General features: G+C 32.4%; 21 protein-coding genes. 12 read left to right on the plus strand and 9 right to left on the minus strand.

Going from position 1 to position 19,379, the window contains the following annotated elements:
• Positions 1 to 27: 27 nt before the first annotated feature.
• The 4 genes from MST30_RS13070 to MST30_RS13085 are packed head-to-tail and all read right to left on the minus strand — an operon-like array spanning position 28 to position 2,993.
• Positions 28 to 753 carry a head GIN domain-containing protein gene (locus tag MST30_RS13070; protein ID WP_243471848.1) on the minus strand — a complete coding sequence of 242 codons (726 nt, stop codon included), beginning with the start codon at positions 751 to 753 and terminating at the stop codon, positions 28 to 30.
• A 47-nt stretch (positions 754 to 800) separates the two neighbouring features.
• Positions 801 to 1,892 carry a hypothetical protein gene (locus MST30_RS13075; protein WP_243471849.1) on the minus strand — a complete coding sequence of 364 codons (1,092 nt, stop codon included), beginning with the start codon at positions 1,890 to 1,892 and terminating at the stop codon, positions 801 to 803.
• A complete protein-coding gene (locus MST30_RS13080) occupies positions 1,867 to 2,430 on the minus strand; it encodes a hypothetical protein (RefSeq protein ID WP_243471850.1) in 564 nt (187 codons plus the stop codon). Before MST30_RS13080 ends, MST30_RS13075 begins: the two co-directional genes overlap by 26 nt.
• Positions 2,431 to 2,441: 11 nt before the next feature.
• Positions 2,442 to 2,993, minus strand: a complete 552-nt coding sequence (locus MST30_RS13085; protein WP_243471851.1) for an RNA polymerase sigma factor — start codon at positions 2,991 to 2,993, stop codon at positions 2,442 to 2,444.
• 229 nt (positions 2,994 to 3,222) lie between these two features.
• Here MST30_RS13085 and lon point away from each other — a divergent pair, with 229 nt between their 5' ends.
• From lon to cmk, 4 genes are all read left to right on the plus strand, one after another.
• A complete protein-coding gene (lon, locus tag MST30_RS13090; RefSeq protein WP_243471852.1) occupies positions 3,223 to 5,676 on the plus strand; it encodes an endopeptidase La in 2,454 nt (817 codons plus the stop codon).
• A complete protein-coding gene (locus tag MST30_RS13095) occupies positions 5,660 to 6,433 on the plus strand; it encodes a LysM peptidoglycan-binding domain-containing protein (protein ID WP_243471853.1) in 774 nt (257 codons plus the stop codon). The genes lon and MST30_RS13095 overlap by 17 nt, the downstream gene beginning before the upstream one ends.
• 72 nt (positions 6,434 to 6,505) lie before the next feature.
• On the plus strand, positions 6,506 to 7,540 hold the full coding sequence (gene porQ, locus MST30_RS13100) for a type IX secretion system protein PorQ (protein WP_243471854.1): 1,035 nt from the start codon (positions 6,506 to 6,508) through the stop codon (positions 7,538 to 7,540).
• A gap of 10 nt (positions 7,541 to 7,550) precedes the next feature.
• Complete coding sequence (gene cmk / locus MST30_RS13105; RefSeq protein WP_243471855.1) at positions 7,551 to 8,234, plus strand: (d)CMP kinase; 684 nt, start codon at positions 7,551 to 7,553, stop codon at positions 8,232 to 8,234.
• Between the two features lie 46 nt (positions 8,235 to 8,280).
• On the opposite strand, the gene MST30_RS13110 is transcribed toward cmk, so the two are convergent.
• Both MST30_RS13110 and MST30_RS13115 read right to left on the minus strand, forming a co-directional pair.
• The gene (locus MST30_RS13110; RefSeq protein ID WP_243471856.1) at positions 8,281 to 8,658 is read right to left on the minus strand and encodes a LysM peptidoglycan-binding domain-containing protein; all 378 of its coding nucleotides are present in this window, start codon (positions 8,656 to 8,658) and stop codon (positions 8,281 to 8,283) included.
• A gap of 139 nt (positions 8,659 to 8,797) precedes the next feature.
• The gene (locus MST30_RS13115; protein ID WP_243471857.1) at positions 8,798 to 9,205 is read right to left on the minus strand and encodes a hypothetical protein; all 408 of its coding nucleotides are present in this window, start codon (positions 9,203 to 9,205) and stop codon (positions 8,798 to 8,800) included.
• Positions 9,206 to 9,462: 257 nt separating this feature from the next.
• On the opposite strand from MST30_RS13115, the gene rpsA reads away from it, so the two are divergent.
• The 6 genes from rpsA (at position 9,463) to MST30_RS13145 (ending at position 14,591) form a co-directional block, all read left to right on the plus strand.
• Positions 9,463 to 11,298: a 30S ribosomal protein S1 gene (gene rpsA / locus MST30_RS13120; RefSeq protein WP_243471858.1), complete on the plus strand. Its 1,836-nt coding sequence runs from the start codon at positions 9,463 to 9,465 to the stop codon at positions 11,296 to 11,298.
• Positions 11,299 to 11,421: 123 nt separating this feature from the next.
• Positions 11,422 to 11,961: a bifunctional pyr operon transcriptional regulator/uracil phosphoribosyltransferase PyrR gene (gene pyrR / locus MST30_RS13125; protein ID WP_243471859.1), complete on the plus strand. Its 540-nt coding sequence runs from the start codon at positions 11,422 to 11,424 to the stop codon at positions 11,959 to 11,961.
• A 14-nt stretch (positions 11,962 to 11,975) separates the two neighbouring features.
• Positions 11,976 to 12,905: an aspartate carbamoyltransferase catalytic subunit gene (locus MST30_RS13130; RefSeq protein WP_243471860.1), complete on the plus strand. Its 930-nt coding sequence runs from the start codon at positions 11,976 to 11,978 to the stop codon at positions 12,903 to 12,905.
• Positions 12,906 to 12,908: 3 nt separating this feature from the next.
• A complete protein-coding gene (locus tag MST30_RS13135) occupies positions 12,909 to 13,241 on the plus strand; it encodes a ribonuclease Z (protein ID WP_243471861.1) in 333 nt (110 codons plus the stop codon).
• 1 nt (position 13,242) lies between these two features.
• On the plus strand, positions 13,243 to 13,674 hold the full coding sequence (locus tag MST30_RS13140) for a hypothetical protein (protein WP_243471862.1): 432 nt from the start codon (positions 13,243 to 13,245) through the stop codon (positions 13,672 to 13,674).
• An 11-nt stretch (positions 13,675 to 13,685) separates the two neighbouring features.
• Positions 13,686 to 14,591, plus strand: a complete 906-nt coding sequence (locus tag MST30_RS13145; RefSeq protein ID WP_243471863.1) for a ribonuclease Z — start codon at positions 13,686 to 13,688, stop codon at positions 14,589 to 14,591.
• Here MST30_RS13145 and MST30_RS13150 read toward each other — a convergent pair.
• Positions 14,588 to 15,001 carry a hypothetical protein gene (locus MST30_RS13150; RefSeq protein ID WP_243471864.1) on the minus strand — a complete coding sequence of 138 codons (414 nt, stop codon included), beginning with the start codon at positions 14,999 to 15,001 and terminating at the stop codon, positions 14,588 to 14,590. The two genes, MST30_RS13145 and MST30_RS13150, sit on opposite strands and share 4 nt — an antisense overlap.
• Before the next feature lie 82 nt (positions 15,002 to 15,083).
• Between MST30_RS13150 and pdxH the strand changes: the two genes are divergently transcribed.
• Together pdxH and MST30_RS13160 are read left to right on the plus strand one after the other, a co-directional pair.
• The gene (gene pdxH / locus MST30_RS13155; RefSeq protein ID WP_243471865.1) at positions 15,084 to 15,731 is read left to right on the plus strand and encodes a pyridoxamine 5'-phosphate oxidase; all 648 of its coding nucleotides are present in this window, start codon (positions 15,084 to 15,086) and stop codon (positions 15,729 to 15,731) included.
• A 189-nt stretch (positions 15,732 to 15,920) separates the two neighbouring features.
• Entirely contained in the window at positions 15,921 to 16,418 is a 498-nt protein-coding gene (locus MST30_RS13160) for a CAP domain-containing protein (RefSeq protein WP_243471866.1), read from the plus strand.
• A gap of 78 nt (positions 16,419 to 16,496) precedes the next feature.
• Here MST30_RS13160 and MST30_RS13165 read toward each other — a convergent pair whose 3' ends face one another.
• Together MST30_RS13165 and MST30_RS13170 are read right to left on the minus strand one after the other, a co-directional pair.
• Positions 16,497 to 17,270, minus strand: a complete 774-nt coding sequence (locus MST30_RS13165; protein ID WP_243471867.1) for a hypothetical protein — start codon at positions 17,268 to 17,270, stop codon at positions 16,497 to 16,499.
• A gap of 205 nt (positions 17,271 to 17,475) precedes the next feature.
• On the minus strand, positions 17,476 to 19,377 hold the full coding sequence (locus MST30_RS13170) for an OmpA family protein (protein ID WP_243471868.1): 1,902 nt from the start codon (positions 19,375 to 19,377) through the stop codon (positions 17,476 to 17,478).
• Positions 19,378 to 19,379 lie beyond the last annotated feature (2 nt).

Below are 19,379 nucleotides of genomic sequence, written 5' to 3' on the forward strand. Positions count from 1 at the left end.
CTTCTTTTTTGGTTGATTGATTGGGCACTAGTTGCTAACGCTACCAGAACCTGTTACTTTAGTGTCTTTGTTTGTTGGGTTTCCTGAATATTTTACATCACCAGAACCTGTAATTCTTACTTTAAGTTCACCATTACAAACCACGTTAGCACCACCAGAACCAGTAATTTTTGCAGTAACATTAGTGCTGTCTAAATCGCTACCATCAAAATCTCCAGAGCCTGTTATTTTTGTCATTAAATCTGTGGTAGAACCACTTAACTCTATATCGCCTGAGCCAGAAATACTACTTTCTACTGAATTAGAACTAATATTTAATTCTATATCGCCAGAACCTGCAATAGATACATCAAAATGATCTGATTTTATAGTCCCTGAATTTTCAATATCACCAGAGCCAGCTAAGGATACAGAGTTGATAGATTCATAAGGAATTGTTACAATAATAGTCTTTGTTGGTCTTAGATTAATTCCGTCTTTAACCTTTACAACGAGTTTACCATCTTCAACTTTGGTAACAATGTATTCCATAAGATTAGCATCGCCTTCAATCGTAATGTTTCCTTCTTTGCCTTGTACCAGTTTAAAATTCATTGGTCCTGCAGATTTTAAGCCATCATAATCGCCAGTAGATCTGTTTTCTGTAGTGATGTTTCCATCGCCTTTAACTTTTTTCCATTTTCCCCATTGTGCACAAGATGTTGTCACACTAAAGAGAAAAGCGACTAGCATAATTGATTTTAATAATTTCATGTTTTTGAATTGTTTGGTTACTGTTCGTTTTTTTTTTTTTTTTTTGATTATTGTTGTTTAAAGCTTACGCTTCCGTACTGTGATTTTATTTTTACATAGTTGCCAGAACCTTTAGAGCCGTGATAACCATTGTATTTTTTTTCAAAAGAATCGACTTCCTTGTTGGTAAAATTAAATGCGTCTGAATCTCTCAATGAGGCGTATTCTAAATTGATATCAAAATCAAAACTATAGTTGCTGTCATAGCCAATGGTAATGCCCATAAATTCCGAATCAATATCAATGTTTTTGGCTTTTGAAGCCATACGATCTATTTTAAAAGATCCATAATTAGCTCTAACTCTAACACTTTTGTAAACGTTTCCTAATCTAAGGGATAGATAATCTCCGTTTCCACTAAGGTTATTGACGTTATCAACTTTTAGAGAGCCATAATCACAGACATATTCTACATTTTCTGCAACTTCAACAACAGAATTGGAGTAATCTGCATTGATTTTTAAGTTTTCGGCTTTGGCTACTGTAAAGCCACTATAATCGGCATTAATTCTTCCGCCTTTAATGTATTCAAAGTAACTGTTGTTGGTATAATCAAAACGGATTTCGTTATTGTCTGAAAGTAATTCTTTGGTCGTTATTTTGCCATAATCGCATATAATTTTGGCACTACCTTCTAATCTGTCAAGGTTTATTGAACCATAATCGTTATTAAGGTCTACGTTGCCAGACATTGGCATTTTTACAACATAATTGATCTCTAGTTTAAGATTCATCTTTTTACCCCAATTCCACCAGCCTTTGTCATTCTTTCCAATTTTGGTAATGGCAGATACATAATCGTTGCTCGATGAAAACTCAACATCAATATTTTTTAAACGGTCTTCAACTTTTTCGGCATTATTACCAGTAACTTTAATGGTAATATCAAAATCAATTTTGTTTTGATCCCAGGTAATCACTTCGAGATTACCATAACTATTACTGATTTTTAGCGTAGCGTTAGAAGATACATTAAAAGACTTCTTAATGTTGTGCTCTTTAGTCGTTTTAGCAACCTTAGGGCTTGTATTTGCTAATGCAATAAATGGCATTAGCAAAACGAGTATTGCTATTTTAAAGTGTATTTTTAGGTTCATCATTGTTGGTTTTTAATTCTTTAATAGTTTCAATTTGTTCTAGAACTGTGTTTAAAACATCTATTCTGTTCTGAAAGTTGTTGATCATAGCATAAATAACACGCTGGTCTTTGTTGCTTTCAGTTAAATCTGTTTTTAGCTTTTGATAGTCTTTTTCTAACAGTTCAATTCGATTTAAAGCGTCTGTAATAACTTGCTCAGTTAAAGGTGAACGCTCACTGTTTAGCTTTTTTAATTCAGCATTAATTGTGGTTGTAAAGAAATCTTGAGTTTGGGACATTTCAGGCGAAACACTTGCTAAATCCATAACTTCTGGTTGCGCATTGATAGTCGTAAATACACCTAAGCAAATAATTACAGAGGCAGCAATAGCTATCAATGGTTTCCAATTAAAGTTTATAATTTTCTTGGTTTCGACAGAAGCAACATCAGTTGCATTCAGTTTCTTTAAAAAACGGCTTTCATGACCTGACTTAGGTTCGTTGATATCAAACTCACCTTTCAGTCCTTCAAACAAATCTTTTATAATATCTTTTTCCATAAATCAATAATTTAGGCTGTTAGCTCTAATTTCTTTCTTAAACTTTCTTTGGCTCTAGAAATCATGGTTCTGCAATTAGCATAAGAAATATCCATAATATCACAGATTTCATCATAATCATAGCCTTCAATGAGATGAAGCGTTAATCCTAAACTATAATTAGGTTTTAAGGTTTTCATTATACTGATAATTTGTTTCACTTTATCATCGTTTTGGCTATGCTCTTCAATGCCGTTATCATCTTCAACTTTATACATTATTGTTTCTAAAGGCACTTCATTTTGTTTTACGGTTTTGTTGTAATGTGCAATACTATTATTCACCACAATACGTTTTAACCATGCACCAAATAATTTGGTATCCTCCAGAGTTTCAAGTTTTGTAAAAGCCGTTAAAAATGATTCTTGCATAATGTCTTCAGCTTTATAAGAATCTTTTACAATTCTCAAAGCTGTGTTATACATGGCTTTGTTGTATCTATTGTAAACTTCTAACTGCGCACGTTGGTTACAAGATTTACAAAGCACTAATAACTGCTCGATATTTTGATTGGTTGATGTCAAAAAAACAATTGCTTTATTCTATAGATGGAGGTGTTTGTACATTGTTACACTTTTAGCAAAAAAACTTTTAAGATGTCCCAAAGGTAATGGCATAACAATTGAATTATTACAAGTGTGAATAACTTTGAATATCTTCTAACACGTTGATATTCAATATAAAGTTAATTATTAATACATTTAAACAAATGCTGTTCTGCTATTTTTAATGACAGAATGGCTTAAAAATAATATGAAGAAATCAAATTTTTTAAGTCTTGACAGTTTGTCATTACAGGATTTTGACGAAAATTCAGAATTAATTCCATTAATGACTCCAGAAGATGAGGAATTAATTAATAATGAATCTTTACCAGAGTCCTTGCCAATTCTACCATTACGAAATACTGTGTTGTTTCCTGGTGTTGTAATTCCTATTACAGCAGGAAGAGACACCTCTATCAAACTTATAGATGATGCCAATAAAGGAGGAAAAGTTATAGGTGTTGTAGCGCAAAAGGACGAATTGGTTGAGAACCCTTCTGCTCAAGATATTTATAAAACAGGTACAGTTGCACGTATTCTTAAAGTGCTAAAAATGCCAGATGGTAATACAACGGTTATTATTCAAGGTAAAAAGCGTTTTATGGTTAATGAAGTTATTTCAGAAAAACCATACTTAACCGCAACAATTTCTGATTTATCTGAGACTAAACCAGAAGCAGGAAATGAAGAATTTTCAGCAATTATAGACTCTATAAAAGATTTATCATTAGAGATTATTAAAGAAAGTCCAAACATTCCTACTGAGGCTACTTTTGCTATAAAAAACATAGAAAGTAACTCGTTCTTGGTGAATTTTGTGTCTTCAAATATGAATCTTAAGGTCGAAGAAAAACAGGAGCTTTTAAAGATCAATGATTTAAAAGAACGTGCGCTTCAGACTTTAAAATACATGAACTTAGAATATCAAAAACTTGAGTTAAAGAACGATATTCAAAGTAAGGTTCAGAGTGACATGAACCAGCAACAGCGTGAGTATTTCTTGCATCAACAGATGAAAACCATTCAGGAAGAATTGGGTGGTGGTGTATCTTCTGGTCAGGAGATAGAAGATATGAAAGCACGTGCTAAGGAAAAGAACTGGGACGATAAAGTAAAAGAGCATTTTGACAAAGAATTAGCCAAAATGCAACGTATGAATCCTCAGGTTGCAGAATATTCTATTCAGCGTAATTATCTCGATTTATTTTTAGACTTACCATGGAATGAATACAGTGAGGATAAGTTCGATTTAAAACGTGCTATGAAAATCCTAGATCGCGATCATTTTGGATTAGACGATGTTAAAAAACGAATCATAGAATATTTAGCAGTTTTAAAGCTTCGTAATGATATGAAGTCGCCAATACTTTGTTTGTATGGACCTCCAGGTGTTGGTAAAACATCCTTAGGAAAATCTATTGCAGAGGCTTTAGGTAGAGAATATGTAAGAATTTCACTTGGTGGTTTACGTGACGAAGCTGAGATTAGAGGTCATAGAAAAACCTATATTGGCGCAATGCCAGGGCGAATTATTCAGAGTTTAAAGAAAGCTGGCACATCTAATCCTGTGTTTGTTTTAGATGAGATTGATAAATTGTCTTCTGGTCATCAAGGCGATCCTTCGTCTGCGATGTTAGAAGTTCTAGATCCTGAGCAAAACAGTGAGTTTTATGATAACTTCCTAGAAATGGGTTACGACCTTTCTAAGGTTATGTTTATAGCAACGTCTAATAGCCTTAATACCATTCAACCAGCATTAAGAGATCGTATGGAAATCATTAATGTTACGGGTTATACTATTGAAGAAAAAGTAGAAATTGCAAAACGTCACTTATTACCAAAGCAGCTCAAAGAACATGGTTTAGATAGCAAATCACTAAAAATAGGAAAGCCGCAATTAGAAAAAATCGTTGAAGGCTATACGCGTGAGTCTGGTGTTAGAGGATTAGAGAAGCAAATTGCAAAAATGGTGCGTTATGCCGCCAAAAATATCGCAATGGAAGAGGACTACAATGTCAAAGTCTCTAACGAAGATATTATTGAAGTCTTAGGATCACCAAGATTAGAACGCGATAAATATGAAAATAATAACGTAGCGGGTGTGGTTACAGGCTTGGCTTGGACTAGAGTAGGAGGTGATATTTTGTTTATTGAGTCTATACTTTCAAAAGGAAAAGGTAGTCTTACCATAACAGGAAACCTTGGTAAAGTAATGCGCGAGTCTGCTACGATAGCTATGGAATATATCAAAGCTAATGCAGATGAGTTTGGTATAAATCCTGAAGTTTTTGATAAGTACAATGTACATATTCATGTTCCGGAAGGCGCTACACCAAAAGACGGACCAAGTGCTGGTGTTACGATGTTAACGTCTTTAGTGTCGTTGTTTACGCAACGTAAAGTGAAGAAAAGTTTGGCTATGACGGGTGAAATTACTTTGAGAGGAAAAGTGTTGCCTGTTGGTGGAATTAAAGAAAAAATCTTAGCTGCTAAGCGCGCAAAAATTAAAGAGATTCTTTTGTGTGAAGATAATAAGCGCGATATTGACGAAATAAAGCCAGAATATCTAAAAGGCTTAACCTTCCATTATGTGAAAGATATGAGTGAGGTTTTGGATATTGCGATTACAAATCAAAAAGTAAAGAATGCTAAAAAGCTTTAAGTTAGTTTTTACAATTAGTATTGCCCTTTTATCATGGCTAAATTGTTTTAGTCAAGAAGAAGGGCAATATAAAGATGTAATCTTAGATGGTAAACCAGCGAAACTTAATGTGATTACTGGAGAAATTACTTTAGTGAACTCCGATACTGAAACAGTAATTGTTACGACTGATTCTCTTACAAAGCAATATAATAATGAACTCAAAGAATCATCAGTAATACAAATAGAAGCGGAATATCATACTGTAAAAGAAAACGAAACGCTTTTAGAGATAGCTAATAAATACAACACAACATTAACAGCTTTAAAGGAAGCTAATAATTTAGAAACAACTCTAGTTGATGCAGGGCAAAAACTTAGAGTTAGCAATTTTGAAGCCCAACCAGAAAGTACATTGAAAATTGAAGAAGTAGAAGATTCTACTGTTACTGTTTCTTCCGAAAATAATTCTGGTATTCACATCGTAGAAAATGGAGATACACTTTATAGTTTAAGTAAACGATATGGTTTTACCGTAGATGAATTGAAAACTAAAAATGGTTTAACTTCAAACTTAATAAAGGTAGGTCAAGAGTTAAATGTCTCTCATTCCGACTACAAAAACTCATCAACAAACAAATCCTTTTGGACTGTGTCTAAAGGAGATACCTTATATAACATTTCGAAAAGAAACGGACTTACAGTTGATGAATTAAAATCTCTAAACGGACTTACTGATAATTTGATTTTAGTAGGGCAGACCTTGAAGTTAAAGTAGAAATAAATCACCTCAAAAAATAAAAAAATCATATCATCGTTTTAAGATAGATTTGTTTATTTTGCAAAATCTATGATAAAGAGGGTTACCCAATTCTGTTTTATGCTTTTAGCGTTACCGTTGTTTGCTCAATTGGGTGGCGAATCTACTTATCAATTTCTCAACCTTGTATCATCACCAAGACAAGCTGCATTAGGAGGTAAAATTATTACCAACTTTGATCATGATGTTACTGAAGCCTTGTATAATCCAGCATCATTAAACTGGCAAATGCATAACCAATTGGCAGTAAATGTATCTAGTTATTTAGGTGGTATTACTTATGGTTCAGCTGCATATGCGTATACTTGGGACAGACATGTACAAACGTTTCATTTTGGTGTAACTTATATTAACTACGGAACGTTTGATGGATATGATGTTAATGGAAATTCCACAGGAACCTTCAGTGGGAACGAAGCAGCAATTTCAGCAGGTTATAATTACAATATTCCATTCACGGATTTTTATGTAGGAGCAAATGTGAAGATTATTACATCTTTACTAGAACAGTATAATTCGGTTGGTGGCGCAGTAGATTTGGGTATCATGTACATCAATGAAAAGATAGATTTTCATGCAGCATTAACGGTAAGAAATCTCGGGACTCAGTTTACAACGTATGCAGGCCAAAATGAACCTTTACCATTTGAGGTAAACTTTGGAATGTCGCAAACCTTAGAAAACGTTCCAATTAGATGGCACCTAACGATGGAAAACTTGCAAGAATGGCCAATAGGTGTATCTAATCCTGCCAGAGCAACAACAGATTTAGATGGAAACCAGACCCAAGAAAAAGTCGGATTTTTCAATAATGCATTACGTCATTTAATTTTGGGAGCCGAGTTATGGCCAGAACGTGGCTTTAATCTACGATTTGGTTATAATTTTCGACGTGCAGAAGAATTAAGAATTGTAGATCAAAGAAATTTTTCAGGTTTGTCAGTTGGTGTGGGTATTCGATTAAATTCCATGCGATTTAGTTATACACACGCCAGATATACAAGTGCATCTAACACTAGTTTTTTTGGACTTCAAATAGATTTAGACGGAAGACGAAGACGATAATAAAAAATATATGAGTAAAATAGTCATAGCCATAGATGGATTTTCTTCAACAGGTAAGAGTACTATCGCAAAGCAATTAGCAAAACAACTCAACTATATTTATGTTGATACAGGTGCTATGTACAGGGCAGTGACATATTTTGCTATGAAAAACGAATTGATAGGAGAAGACTTCTTTCATTCTGAAAAACTTATTGAACGACTCAATGAAATACATATAACTTTTAAGTTTAATGAAGCGTTAGGGTTTGCCGAAGTATACTTAAATGGTGAAAATATTGAAAAGGAGATTAGAACTTTAGAAGTCTCAAAGTATGTAAGTCCCGTAGCAACAATTTCTGAAGTGCGTCAAAAACTGGTAGAACAACAACAGTTAATGGGTAAGGATAAAGGCATTGTAATGGATGGTAGAGACATTGGTACTGTTGTTTTTCCTGATGCTGAATTAAAAATATTTATGACAGCTTCTGCTGAAACCAGAGCTCAAAGACGTTATAAAGAATTATTAGAACGTGGTCACAATCTTAGTTATGACGAGGTTTTAGAAAATGTAACCACAAGAGATCGAATTGATTCTACAAGAGAAGATTCTCCTTTAGTTAAAGCAGAAGATGCTATCGAAATCGATAACTCGGATTTAACAATTGAAGAACAAATAGAAACGTTGCTAAAACTAGCAAAGTCTAAAGTATAAAAAAAGCGACCAATCGGTCGCTTTAATTTTTATAATCAAATTCTAATTATAAATTAGGAATCACTAATTCTTGATCTGGATGAATTAAATCCGGATTTTTAAGAATATTAGTATTCGCTTCAAAAATTTGTTTGTATTTCATTGCATCACCATAGTAGTGTTTAGCAATTTTGCCCAAAGTTTCACCAGATTTCACAGTATGTCTAGCATAAACTGATTCATCAGCAACTTTAATATCTGCCATAATATCAGAAGGTTCATCGCCACCGATTTCTTTTATCTTATCCCAAAGTAAGTTTTTCTCATATTGAGTAGCTGCTGTTCCCCAAACTTTAAGCTGACCGTTTTCAACTTCAACTTTACCATCTTGAATGTTTAATTGTTCCCCTAAATCCAGAACGTCTTGGTATTTTGCTTTAACCATGATTGTTTTAATTTTTAAGTATTAATAGTATTGTAAATATACCAATTTATATGCCAAAAATCTTGATTTTCAAGTACCAAATTGGTATTTATTATTGAGACACTTAAAACCTGTTTAAGTCACATATTTTGAGTTTTTATTATTTGTTATAGGTTGTCCAATGACGATTTGTACCATCATAAAACCAGACCTCTAATACATCATTGTTAATATTAAATTCTAATGTTTTTGTATTGCTGCTTTCCGTAGTATATTCAATAATATTGCTTTCTAGGTCAACTAAAAAAGTTCCATTGGTGATTATGCCTTGTTCATCAAAAATATAGAGACCACTTAAATCTCGTTCATTATCATCATCCAAAAAACTCAACGTTTCACAACAAAGAGCTTCTAAAGAAGATAAATTATTAATTCCTTGTACACTAATCTCCCAATTACCAACAAGTCCAGTATCAATTAAAGGATTGGAGGTATTATTGTCTTCAGTACCACAACTTATTACTGATAGGACAAAAATTAAAACAACATAGAAATTTAGTTTTACCATGGTGAAAATTTTTCTAATAAAGTTAATGTAATTGTCATTTAGAAATATTAATTAAAGGTTATACTTGGGTTAATTGAAGTGATGCTGTATTAAATGATTATTTTGTTTGTTAATTGTTTGAAAATGATTAATTTTGCGCTCCTTTTTAGCGGACTTGGAAAAGTAGAAAAGGTAAATCAAAACAAATTTTAATTAACTTCTGTAGGTTTTTCCGCTTAGCTTTTCAAAAAATACAGAATACAAATTTTTAATCAGCAATGGCTGAAAACAAAACAAATCAAGCTGAGGTTGAAGCAACTGAAGCAAAAACAGTTGAAGCTCCAGTAGTTTCTGAAGCTCAAGCAAATCCAGAAAAATTCTTAAAAGAGTTCGATTGGCACAATTACGAAGAAGGAATTGAGCAGGTAGAGGACACTAAACTTGCAGAATTTGAAAAATTAGTATCTGAAAATTTCGTTGACACTTTAGATGACGAGGTTGTAGAAGGTGAAGTAATCCACATCACTGATAGAGATGCTATTATTGACATTAACGCTAAATCTGAAGGTGTAATTTCTCTTAACGAGTTCCGTTACAATCCAGATTTAAAAGTTGGTGATAAAGTAGAAGTATTAATTGATGTACGCGAAGATGCTACAGGTCAGTTAGTATTATCTCACAGAAAAGCTCGTGTTATCAAAGCATGGGATAGAGTTAATAAAGCTCACGAAACTGGTGAAATCGTTAATGGTTTCGTTAAGTGTAGAACTAAAGGTGGTATGATCGTTGACGTTTTCGGAATCGAAGCATTCTTACCAGGTTCTCAAATTGACGTTAAACCAATTAGAGATTACGATCAGTACGTTAATAAAACTATGGAATTCAAAGTTGTTAAGATCAACCACGAATTTAAGAACATAGTAGTTTCTCACAAAGCACTTATCGAGGCTGATATCGAGGAACAAAAGAAAGAAATCATTGGCCAGTTAGAAAAAGGACAAGTATTAGAAGGTGTTGTTAAAAACATTACTTCTTACGGTGTGTTTATCGATTTAGGTGGTGTAGATGGTTTAATTCATATTACAGACTTATCATGGTCTCGTATCAACCATCCAAATGAGATTGTTGAGTTAGATCAGAAATTAAATGTTGTAATTCTTGATTTTGATGAAAACAAATCTAGAATTCAATTAGGTCTTAAGCAATTATCTAAGCATCCTTGGGAAGCTTTAGGTGAAGATCTTAAAGTTGGCGACAAAGTAAAAGGTAAAGTAGTGGTTATCGCTGATTACGGTGCTTTTGTTGAGGTTGCTGATGGTGTAGAAGGTTTAGTACACGTTAGTGAAATGTCTTGGTCTACACACTTACGTTCTGCTCAAGATTTTGTTTCTGTAGGTGATGAAATCGAAGCTCAAGTATTAACTTTAGATAGAGAAGACCGTAAAATGTCTCTTGGTATTAAGCAATTAACACCAGATCCATGGACTGATATTACGTCTAAGTATCCTGTAGGTTCTAGACACACAGGTATTGTACGTAACTTTACTAACTTCGGTGTATTTGTTGAATTAGAAGAAGGTATTGATGGATTAATTTACATCTCTGATTTATCTTGGACTAAGAAAATTAAGCACCCATCAGAATTCTGTAACGTTGGAGATAAATTAGACGTTGTAGTATTAGAATTAGATGTTGAAGGACGTAAATTGTCTTTAGGTCACAAACAAACTGAAGAGAATCCTTGGGATAAATACGAAACTGAGTTTGCTGTAGGTACGTCTCATACTGCTGCTATTACTGAAATAGTAGACAAAGGAGCTACAATAGAGTTTAACGAAGATATCGTTGCATTTGTTCCTTCTCGTCACATAGAGAAAGAAGATGGTTCTAAACTTAAGAAAGGTGAAGAAGCAGAATTCAAAATCATTGAGTTCAATAAAGAATTCAAAAGAGTTGTAGCTTCTCACACAGCAGTGTTTAGAGAAGAAGAAGCTAAGATCGTTAAGCAAGCTGTTAAGAAAGCAGAAGCTCAAGCGGCAGAAGCTAAACCAACTTTAGGTGATGCAAACGATGCTTTACAAGCACTTAAAGATAAAATGGACGGAAAGAAGTAATTCAATCCTAATATAATTTTTAAAGCCTCTCAAAAATTGAGAGGCTTTTTTTATGACGTTATATTAGTTTGAAACTCTCATAATTTAGCTTAACTTTGCTAATCAATAACGTTTGGATACTACATGAGTCAAAAAGTATTACTCAATTCTAAGGAAGTCAATATTATACTACACAGATTGGCTTGCCAACTTATTGAAAACCACGACGATTTTTCAGAAACTGTTTTAATAGGCATTCAACCAAGAGGTAAATTTTTGGCTGACCGTTTAGCACAAATGCTGAAAGAAGATTATAAGATTAAAAATATTCAGATAGGTCATTTAGATATTACATTTTTTAGAGATGACTTTAGAAGAGGTGATAAACCTCTTGAAGCAAATACAACAGAGATTGATTTTATAGTTGAAGGAAAAAACGTTGTTTTTATTGACGATGTATTATACACAGGTCGTAGTATAAGATCAGCGCTTACAGCAATTCAATCTTTTGGTAGGCCAAATAATATAGAATTACTCACTTTAATAGACAGAAGATTCAGTAGACATTTGCCAATTCAACCTAATTATAAAGGGAGGCAAGTTGACGCTATAGACAATCAGAAAGTAAAAGTGAACTGGATTGAGAATGGAGGAGAAGATACGGTGTATTTAATTGATAAATAGAAAATTAACTAGCGATGAGTGAACTAAGTGTTAAACACTTATTAGGAATAAAATATCTTACAAAAGAAGATATAGATCTTATTTTTGAAACTGCAGATCAGTTTAAAGAGGTCATCAATAGACCAATTAAAAAGGTTCCTTCACTTAGAGATATAACTATTGCCAATTTATTTTTTGAAAACTCTACGCGTACCAAGTTGTCTTTTGAATTAGCGGAAAAAAGGCTTTCAGCTGATGTTATAAATTTTTCGGCTTCACAATCTTCAGTAAAAAAAGGAGAGACTTTAATAGATACGGTTAATAACATTCTATCTATGAAGGTAGACATGGTGGTAATGCGCCATCCAAATCCTGGTGCTGGTGTGTTTTTATCTAAGCATGTTAATGCTAGCATAGTTAATGCAGGTGATGGAGCGCACGAGCATCCTACACAAGCACTGCTAGATTCATATTCAATAAGAGAAAAATTAGGTTCTGTAAAAGGGAAAAATGTCGTTATTGTTGGTGATATTTTGCATAGTAGAGTAGCACTTTCTAATATTTACGCTTTACAATTACAAGGAGCTAATGTTATGGTATGTGGTCCTAAGACTTTGTTGCCAAAATACATAAAAGACTTAGGAGTTAAGGTTGAAACCAACTTAAGAAAGGCTCTAGAGTGGTGTGATGTTGCTAATATGCTTAGAGTACAGAATGAGCGTATGGATATTAGCTATTTCCCAACAACACGTGAGTACACACAGCAATTTGGTGTAAACAAAGAATTGTTGGATAGTCTTAAAAAGGATATTGTAATAATGCATCCAGGACCAATAAACAGAGGTGTTGAGATTACAAGCGATGTGGCAGACTCTAAACAAGCTATCATTTTAGATCAGGTAGAAAATGGTGTTGCGGTTAGAATGGCTGTGATTTATTTGTTAGCTTCAAAAATAAAACAGTAAGTTATGATTGTAGATAGAGACGGTAATATTACTATCATTACCCAAGAAAAAGCTTCGGTAAAAACCTTAGTAAATAATATAGAGCAGGCTTACGATAAGTATAAAAATTACCATATAATAGTTAATTTATCTAGCCTAGATAAAATCAGTTTAGAAGATATTATCGAGTTTTTACGACTTAGTAATAATCACAGAGGTGATAAAAATTCTTTTGTTATAGTAACAGACAAAGCCGATTTAGACCAAATGCCAGATGAAATTGCTGTAGTGCCAACCATTCAGGAAGCCTACGATATCATAGAAATGGAAGATATTGAACGCGATTTAGGGTTTTAATATGAATGATAGAATAACTATTTATGACTATCAAATATTAGATATTATTTATCAAGTTTTATTATTGCTTTTTTCATTAGCACCTATATTTTCTACAGTAGAGTTGTTTGAAAGTGAGTTATTAAACAAAATTATATCTTATATCTTTATTGTATTTATTCTTGGATTAATTAAATTATCAAACCGAACTTCTATATATAATGGGTTTGTAATAAAGGAAATATATTCTAATTTTTTTGGAACCCTAAAAACAATTAAAAAATTTCGTGTATCAGAAATTGAAGAAATCTTTCTTAATCAAAATGATGAGTTATATTTTGAGATTACTGCGAAAATGAAAAATAATGAAAAGTTTATATTAAACAAACTGCCAAATAAAAATCCAGCTTTAAAGGAATTAGAACTTATAAAAGGCTATTTTAGAATTACTTAATTTTAATAAATTTGAAACTCACCATTCTCGGCTGCCATAGTGCTACACCACGTACCAATACCAATCCTACATCTCAGGTTTTAGAGATTAAAAACCACATGTTTCTTATAGATTGTGGCGAAGGTACTCAGGTAGAGTTGCGCAGAAATAAAGTAAAATTTTCAAGAATTAAACACATTTTTATTTCGCATCTTCATGGCGATCATTATTTTGGTTTAATAGGTCTGGTAAGTACGTTTCGATTATTAACTCGCGAAACTGAGCTTCATATTTATGGCCCAAAAGGCATTAAGGAGGTGATAACTTTGCAATTAAAGCTTTCAGATTCATGGACAAATTTTCCTTTGATTTTTCATGAATTGACTTCAAAAGAATCCGAGTTAATTTTTGAAGATGATAAAGTAGAAGTTTATACTATTCCTTTAAAACATCGTATTTATACTAACGGATTTTTGTTCAAAGAGAAAGAAAACGAGCGTAAGTTAAATATCAATGCCGTTATAGAGGCTAATATTGATAAAGCTTATTATCGAAAATTAAAGCAAGGAGCTGATGTTGTTAATGAAGATGGAATATTAATAGATAATACAACTGTAACAAAAGATCCAATTCCTGCAAAGAGTTATGCATATTGTAGCGATACAGTTTACAATGAAGCTATTATTCCTATAATAGAAAAGACAACTGTTTTGTATCATGAATCTACATTCCTAGATAAGAATGAAAATCTATGTGAGCGTACCAAGCATAGTACAGCAAGACAAGCTGGAATCATTGCAAAAAAAGCAAATGTAGAGACTTTAATTCTCGGTCATTTTTCTACACGCTATAATGGTTATGATGAGTTTAAGTCCGAGGCTAAAGAAGAATTTGATAATGTACTTTTAGCAAAAGATGGTAAGTCTTTTGAGTTTTAGTTAAACTCTTTTAATTGCTGCACCCAATTAATAGCTTCACCTAAACTATGAGCTCTTTTTAATGATATAGAAGCCATTTGTTTTTCAATATTGGCATTCATAAACGAAGAGTCTCTATAACTAACGATAGAAGCTGCTATTAATAGACTATCATCTTTATCAAAATAAGACCAGAGTACTGGGTCTATAGAGTAAGAATTAACGCGATTAGCAATATAAGCCAGTGTTTTATGATTTCCGTAATAGTCTCTTAGAGAATCTAAAAGGGTATTTAATTTGTCCCAGTTAAAATGTTCTCCTTCATTGACTTCCATGATGAAAAAATCGTCAAGTAAGTAATAAACACAAAAGTTTAATACAACTTTTTTATAGTTTAAAGTTTTTGAAAAATCAGAATTTTCAAAGTGCATGTTAGGGTTATGTTTAATTAAGGGTATCCAAAACTACACTTTTTTTGATAGAAACAAAATATTGATTTAACTTCGTAAAACCATGGAAAAAGACTTAAGTAATTACAGAAAATCCTACGAAAAAGGTGAGCTACTTTTAGATAATATTTCAGACAATCCTATCGAATTATTCAGAGATTGGTTTGTAGAAGTAGATAACCATTTTAATATAGACGAGGCCAATGCTATGACAGTATCTACCTTGGGACTAGATGGTTACCCTAAGAGTAGAGTAGTGCTCTTAAAAAAGTACACCTTTGAGGGGTTTATTTTTTACACCAACTACAATAGCGAAAAAGGAAAAGCAATAGAGGCTAATCCAAATATTTGTTTATCCTTTTTTTGGCATGCTGCAGAGCGACAAGTTATTATTAAAGGTAAAGCGGAAAAAATAGCAGAGAATATGAGTGATGGTTATTTTGAGTCGCGACCTAGAGGCAGTCAATTAGGAGCAATAGTATCTAACCAGAGTGAAGTTGTTGAGAACAGAAATGTACTTGAAAAAAAATTAAAAGCACTGGAACAAAAATATGAAGGAAAAGATATTGAACGACCAAAACATTGGGGAGGCTATATAGTAAGACCAGTTGAAATAGAATTTTGGCAAGGAAGGCCAAACAGACTGCATGATAGAATCCGTTACCAATTACAAGAAGATTTTAATTGGAAAATAGAACGACTTTCTCCGTAACAATTCATCGTTTAAGTGTAATTATCATCGTTTAAGTCACTGATTTTTCTTACTTAAGTTGCATTTCATCGATGTTTTACATAAAAAATCGACTAAATACATGTTTTTAATCGATTTTAACATTTCTTTAACAATTAAGCATAAGTAGGCTGTTAAATTAGTAATCCCAAACCTAAATTTAACCTACTTATGAAAGCTAAAAAGCTATTGCCATTATTGGCTATCGTTGCCCTCTTAGGCTTTACATCTTGTTCTACAGATAGTGCTGCTGAGGATCAAATTAATTCTATTGAAGTGCCTGTTGCCCCACAGGCTAAGCAAATAGAAATAGAAATTATGGAACTTATTAATGCATATAGAATTAATCAAGGCTTAAATCCATTAAATGATCATAGTACAGTTAAGGCAGTTGCTTCTACGCATACAGACTATATGGTAGAAGTAAATAATGTGTCTCATGACAACTTCTTTCAGAGAAAACAGAGTTTACAAATCAATGCTAGTGCTAATATAGTGTCAGAAAACGTAGCATACGGATTTAGTTCTGCTGAGTCTGTAGTTAATGCTTGGTTAAATAGTGCAAGCCATAGAGAAAATATTGAAGGAGATTTTACAGATTTTGATATCTCTGCCGAAAAGAATAATGAAGGCAAATGGTACTTTACTAATATCTTCATTAAGCGTTAGACCGCAATAAAAGTTGATTAATAGCCCCTAAGAGCCATGACGATAGTTGTGGCTTTTTTATTACATATAACTTAGAACTTAAGGTAATTTAAAAGCCGCATTTTTAAGGCAACTATTTGTTTCTCTCATTTTAAGAAGTTTATCAATAATCTGTGTTGTTTTTAAATAACAATATTTGTGATTCACAGAAAAGTCAATAATCATTTGTATTGATTTACTTATTTCTTGTTTACTATCTATTGCAATAAATTCTATCCAATCTTCATTTACAATTACGTAATATACATTCTCTGAATAATCGTCATCATGAAGGTATAAGAACGAATAAATTCCACAATCTATTTCTTTTTCTTCGTCAACTCCATAATACATAGAGTAAAGATCTTCTACAAATATTGATTCATATAAATAATCAGTATTAATATTTTCTATGACTTTTTGATTAAGAAAATAATTAGCAAGTTTTATCTTTAATTTCATGAGATTGAAAACACTTTTTGTACGCTTCCTTTCAAATTTACAACCTGAATCATTTCGTTTCCAAGTCATGTTCTCTGTGTAGTGTGCTCTAAATAATCTTGTAATATAGTCTGAAATAATTTCGGTACAATATTTTTGCTTTAAACAAAATTCTAAAGTTTTATCTACAGAGACTTTAAGATCATCTATTGAAAAAACATCTAGTATATGGAAAGTATTATCTTCTACAATTAAAAAGAAGACTAGTCTGTGAGATGAAAAGTTACTAAAGGTATAAATGCCATTTTCTAATTTTTCAACTGTTGAAAAATTATGTATACCTCTAAAATTTAGACCTTGCTTCTTTTCTGTATATAATTCTAAATTTTTCAATTGTTTTTTTTTAACCAAAAATTTAGCAAGTTCAAGTTTTAAGCTATCTAAAGTTAATTCTTTATTTTGTTGAGCGTATCCAAAAGAAAACAAAAACAAAAGAAGAATTATAACCCAATTTTTCATAATACAATGTTTCTTTAAAGATAAATAAAAAAGCAAGCCCAAATGAGCTTGCTTTTTAGTTATAATTTTGAGGGTAAAATTATTCGTTTACAATATAGAAGTAAGAACGTCTGTTTAATTGGTGCTCTTCTTCCGTACATTTTACACCATTAGAGCACTTGTTAAGGAGTTGAGTTTCTCCATAACCAATAGCACTTTCAATTCTGCTGGCATCAATACCTCTAGAGATTATGTAATCTCTTGTAGATTTAGCACGTCTATCAGACAACTTCATATTATATCTATCACCACCACGACTATCGGTATGAGATTCAATTTTTATAATCATTGTAGGATGCTTACGCAAAACATCTACAATATTTTCTAACTCATATTGAGCGTCAGTTCTAATATTCCATTTGTCAAAATCAAAGAATATAGGGTTAATAACAATTTGATTATCAATAATCAGTGGCTCTAAACTTAAATCTACACTATTGATTTTTTCGTTTTCTATAGTTGTGGTAATTATTTTCTGATCGTCTTTATAATCAGGTTTATTACCAACAACGGTATATGTTTTATTACAATCTACTGTAAATGTGTAGTCGCCACCATCTTTAGTAAAGATTTCTTCAATAACTTTTCCAGTTTCATCAATTAAACGAACAGTAACACCAGAAAGGATAATATTGGTTTTGCTGTCTCTGGCAACTCCAGAAATAACTTCTTTACATTCTTTTGCATTAAAGCTATAGATGTCGTCACTTCCTTTTCCTCCAGGTCGGTTAGAGGAGAAGTAGCCTTGTTCTGTTTCAGAATTTATAAAGAAAGCAAAGTCATCGTAACCACTGTTGTATGGTGCGCCCATATTTTCTGGTTCGTTTCGTATTCCTTTTAAAATATTTGATTTAAAGATATCGAGAAGCCCTAAGTTTAAATGGCCATCAGAAGAAAAGTAAAGCGTACTGTCTTTAGCTACATAAGGAAACATTTCGCGTCCTTCAGTATTTACTTTTTCTCCTAAATTTTCTGGTTTACCATAAGAACCGTCTTCGTTTATAGCTACCGAATAAATATCAGATTGGCCTAGTCCACCTTCGCGATCAGATACAAAATATAAAGTCTTATTATCTGGGCTTAATGCAGGATGACCAGTTGAAAATACTTCATCATTAAATGGTAATTCTGTAACGTTAGTCCATTGATCATTTTCTAAAGTGGCTTTGTAAAGTTTTAAATGTGTAGTGCCTTTTTTGTCATATTTTAAACGATTACGCTTATTAACATTATCTCTAGTAAAGTACATGGTTTTGCCATCATTGGTTATAGCTACTGAGGCTTCATGATATTCTGAGTTGATATTTTCAGGAAGTTCTGTTGTAGAGCCATAAGTTACAACTCCATCTTCTTCAGAAAGGCTAACTTCGTATAAATCTAAAAAAGGTTCTTTATTCCAGTTATAAACTTTGCCATCACCACCTCTGGCAGAGGCAAAGTAGAGTTTGTCTTCAAAAATATAAGATCCAAAATCTGAATTTTCAGAATTTAAAGATAGATTTTCAACTTTAACTATGACGTCATTTTTAGAAGTCAGTTTAGCATAAAGATCTACTTCATCAGGATTATAACCTTTAAGTCTACTGTCACCTTGCTGTGCAGCACTAAGCTCTTTAAACCATTTGTCGGCTTCTTGGTAATTACCAATACTTCTAAGCGACTGAATGTATTTATATAAATATTCAGCATCTATTTTCTTATGCTCCTTTAAAGCTTCTCCATACCAATATGCTGCTTTTTCTGAGTTAGAATTATTATAGTATGCATCACCTAAACGCGTGAGTACATGGGCACTATTGTCTCCGTTTTCTACAGCTTTTTCATAAAGTTCAATAGCCTTTATATAACCGTAATTCTTAAAGAATTTATCAGCTAACTTCGTTTGCGCATACGATAACGAACAGCTAAAGATAAGTGTTAGAACTAATATTCTTGTTTTCATAA

Origin of the sequence: Winogradskyella sp. MH6 (assembly GCF_022810765.1) — a bacterium.
Classification (GTDB): domain Bacteria; phylum Bacteroidota; class Bacteroidia; order Flavobacteriales; family Flavobacteriaceae; genus Winogradskyella.

Bases quoted from the DNA above. Each gene is read 5' to 3' on its own strand.
- MST30_RS13080 (WP_243471850.1), bottom strand. From the start codon at position 2,430: ATGGAAAAAGATATTATAAAAGATTTGTTTGAAGGACTGAAAGGTGAG.
- MST30_RS13160 (WP_243471866.1), top strand. From the start codon at position 15,921: ATGAAAGCTAAAAAGCTATTGCCATTATTGGCTATCGTTGCCCTCTTA.
- MST30_RS13170 (WP_243471868.1), bottom strand. From the start codon at position 19,377: ATGAAAACAAGAATATTAGTTCTAACACTTATCTTTAGCTGTTCGTTA.
- MST30_RS13140 (WP_243471862.1), top strand. From the start codon at position 13,243: ATGAATGATAGAATAACTATTTATGACTATCAAATATTAGATATTATT.
- MST30_RS13135 (WP_243471861.1), top strand. From the start codon at position 12,909: ATGATTGTAGATAGAGACGGTAATATTACTATCATTACCCAAGAAAAA.
- lon (WP_243471852.1), top strand. From the start codon at position 3,223: ATGAAGAAATCAAATTTTTTAAGTCTTGACAGTTTGTCATTACAGGAT.
- porQ (WP_243471854.1), top strand. From the start codon at position 6,506: ATGATAAAGAGGGTTACCCAATTCTGTTTTATGCTTTTAGCGTTACCG.
- pyrR (WP_243471859.1), top strand. From the start codon at position 11,422: ATGAGTCAAAAAGTATTACTCAATTCTAAGGAAGTCAATATTATACTA.
- MST30_RS13115 (WP_243471857.1), bottom strand. From the start codon at position 9,205: ATGGTAAAACTAAATTTCTATGTTGTTTTAATTTTTGTCCTATCAGTA.
- MST30_RS13095 (WP_243471853.1), top strand. From the start codon at position 5,660: ATGCTAAAAAGCTTTAAGTTAGTTTTTACAATTAGTATTGCCCTTTTA.
- pdxH (WP_243471865.1), top strand. From the start codon at position 15,084: ATGGAAAAAGACTTAAGTAATTACAGAAAATCCTACGAAAAAGGTGAG.
- MST30_RS13150 (WP_243471864.1), bottom strand. From the start codon at position 15,001: ATGCACTTTGAAAATTCTGATTTTTCAAAAACTTTAAACTATAAAAAA.
- MST30_RS13130 (WP_243471860.1), top strand. From the start codon at position 11,976: ATGAGTGAACTAAGTGTTAAACACTTATTAGGAATAAAATATCTTACA.
- cmk (WP_243471855.1), top strand. From the start codon at position 7,551: ATGAGTAAAATAGTCATAGCCATAGATGGATTTTCTTCAACAGGTAAG.
- MST30_RS13110 (WP_243471856.1), bottom strand. From the start codon at position 8,658: ATGGTTAAAGCAAAATACCAAGACGTTCTGGATTTAGGGGAACAATTA.
- MST30_RS13070 (WP_243471848.1), bottom strand. From the start codon at position 753: ATGAAATTATTAAAATCAATTATGCTAGTCGCTTTTCTCTTTAGTGTG.
- rpsA (WP_243471858.1), top strand. From the start codon at position 9,463: ATGGCTGAAAACAAAACAAATCAAGCTGAGGTTGAAGCAACTGAAGCA.
- MST30_RS13075 (WP_243471849.1), bottom strand. From the start codon at position 1,892: ATGATGAACCTAAAAATACACTTTAAAATAGCAATACTCGTTTTGCTA.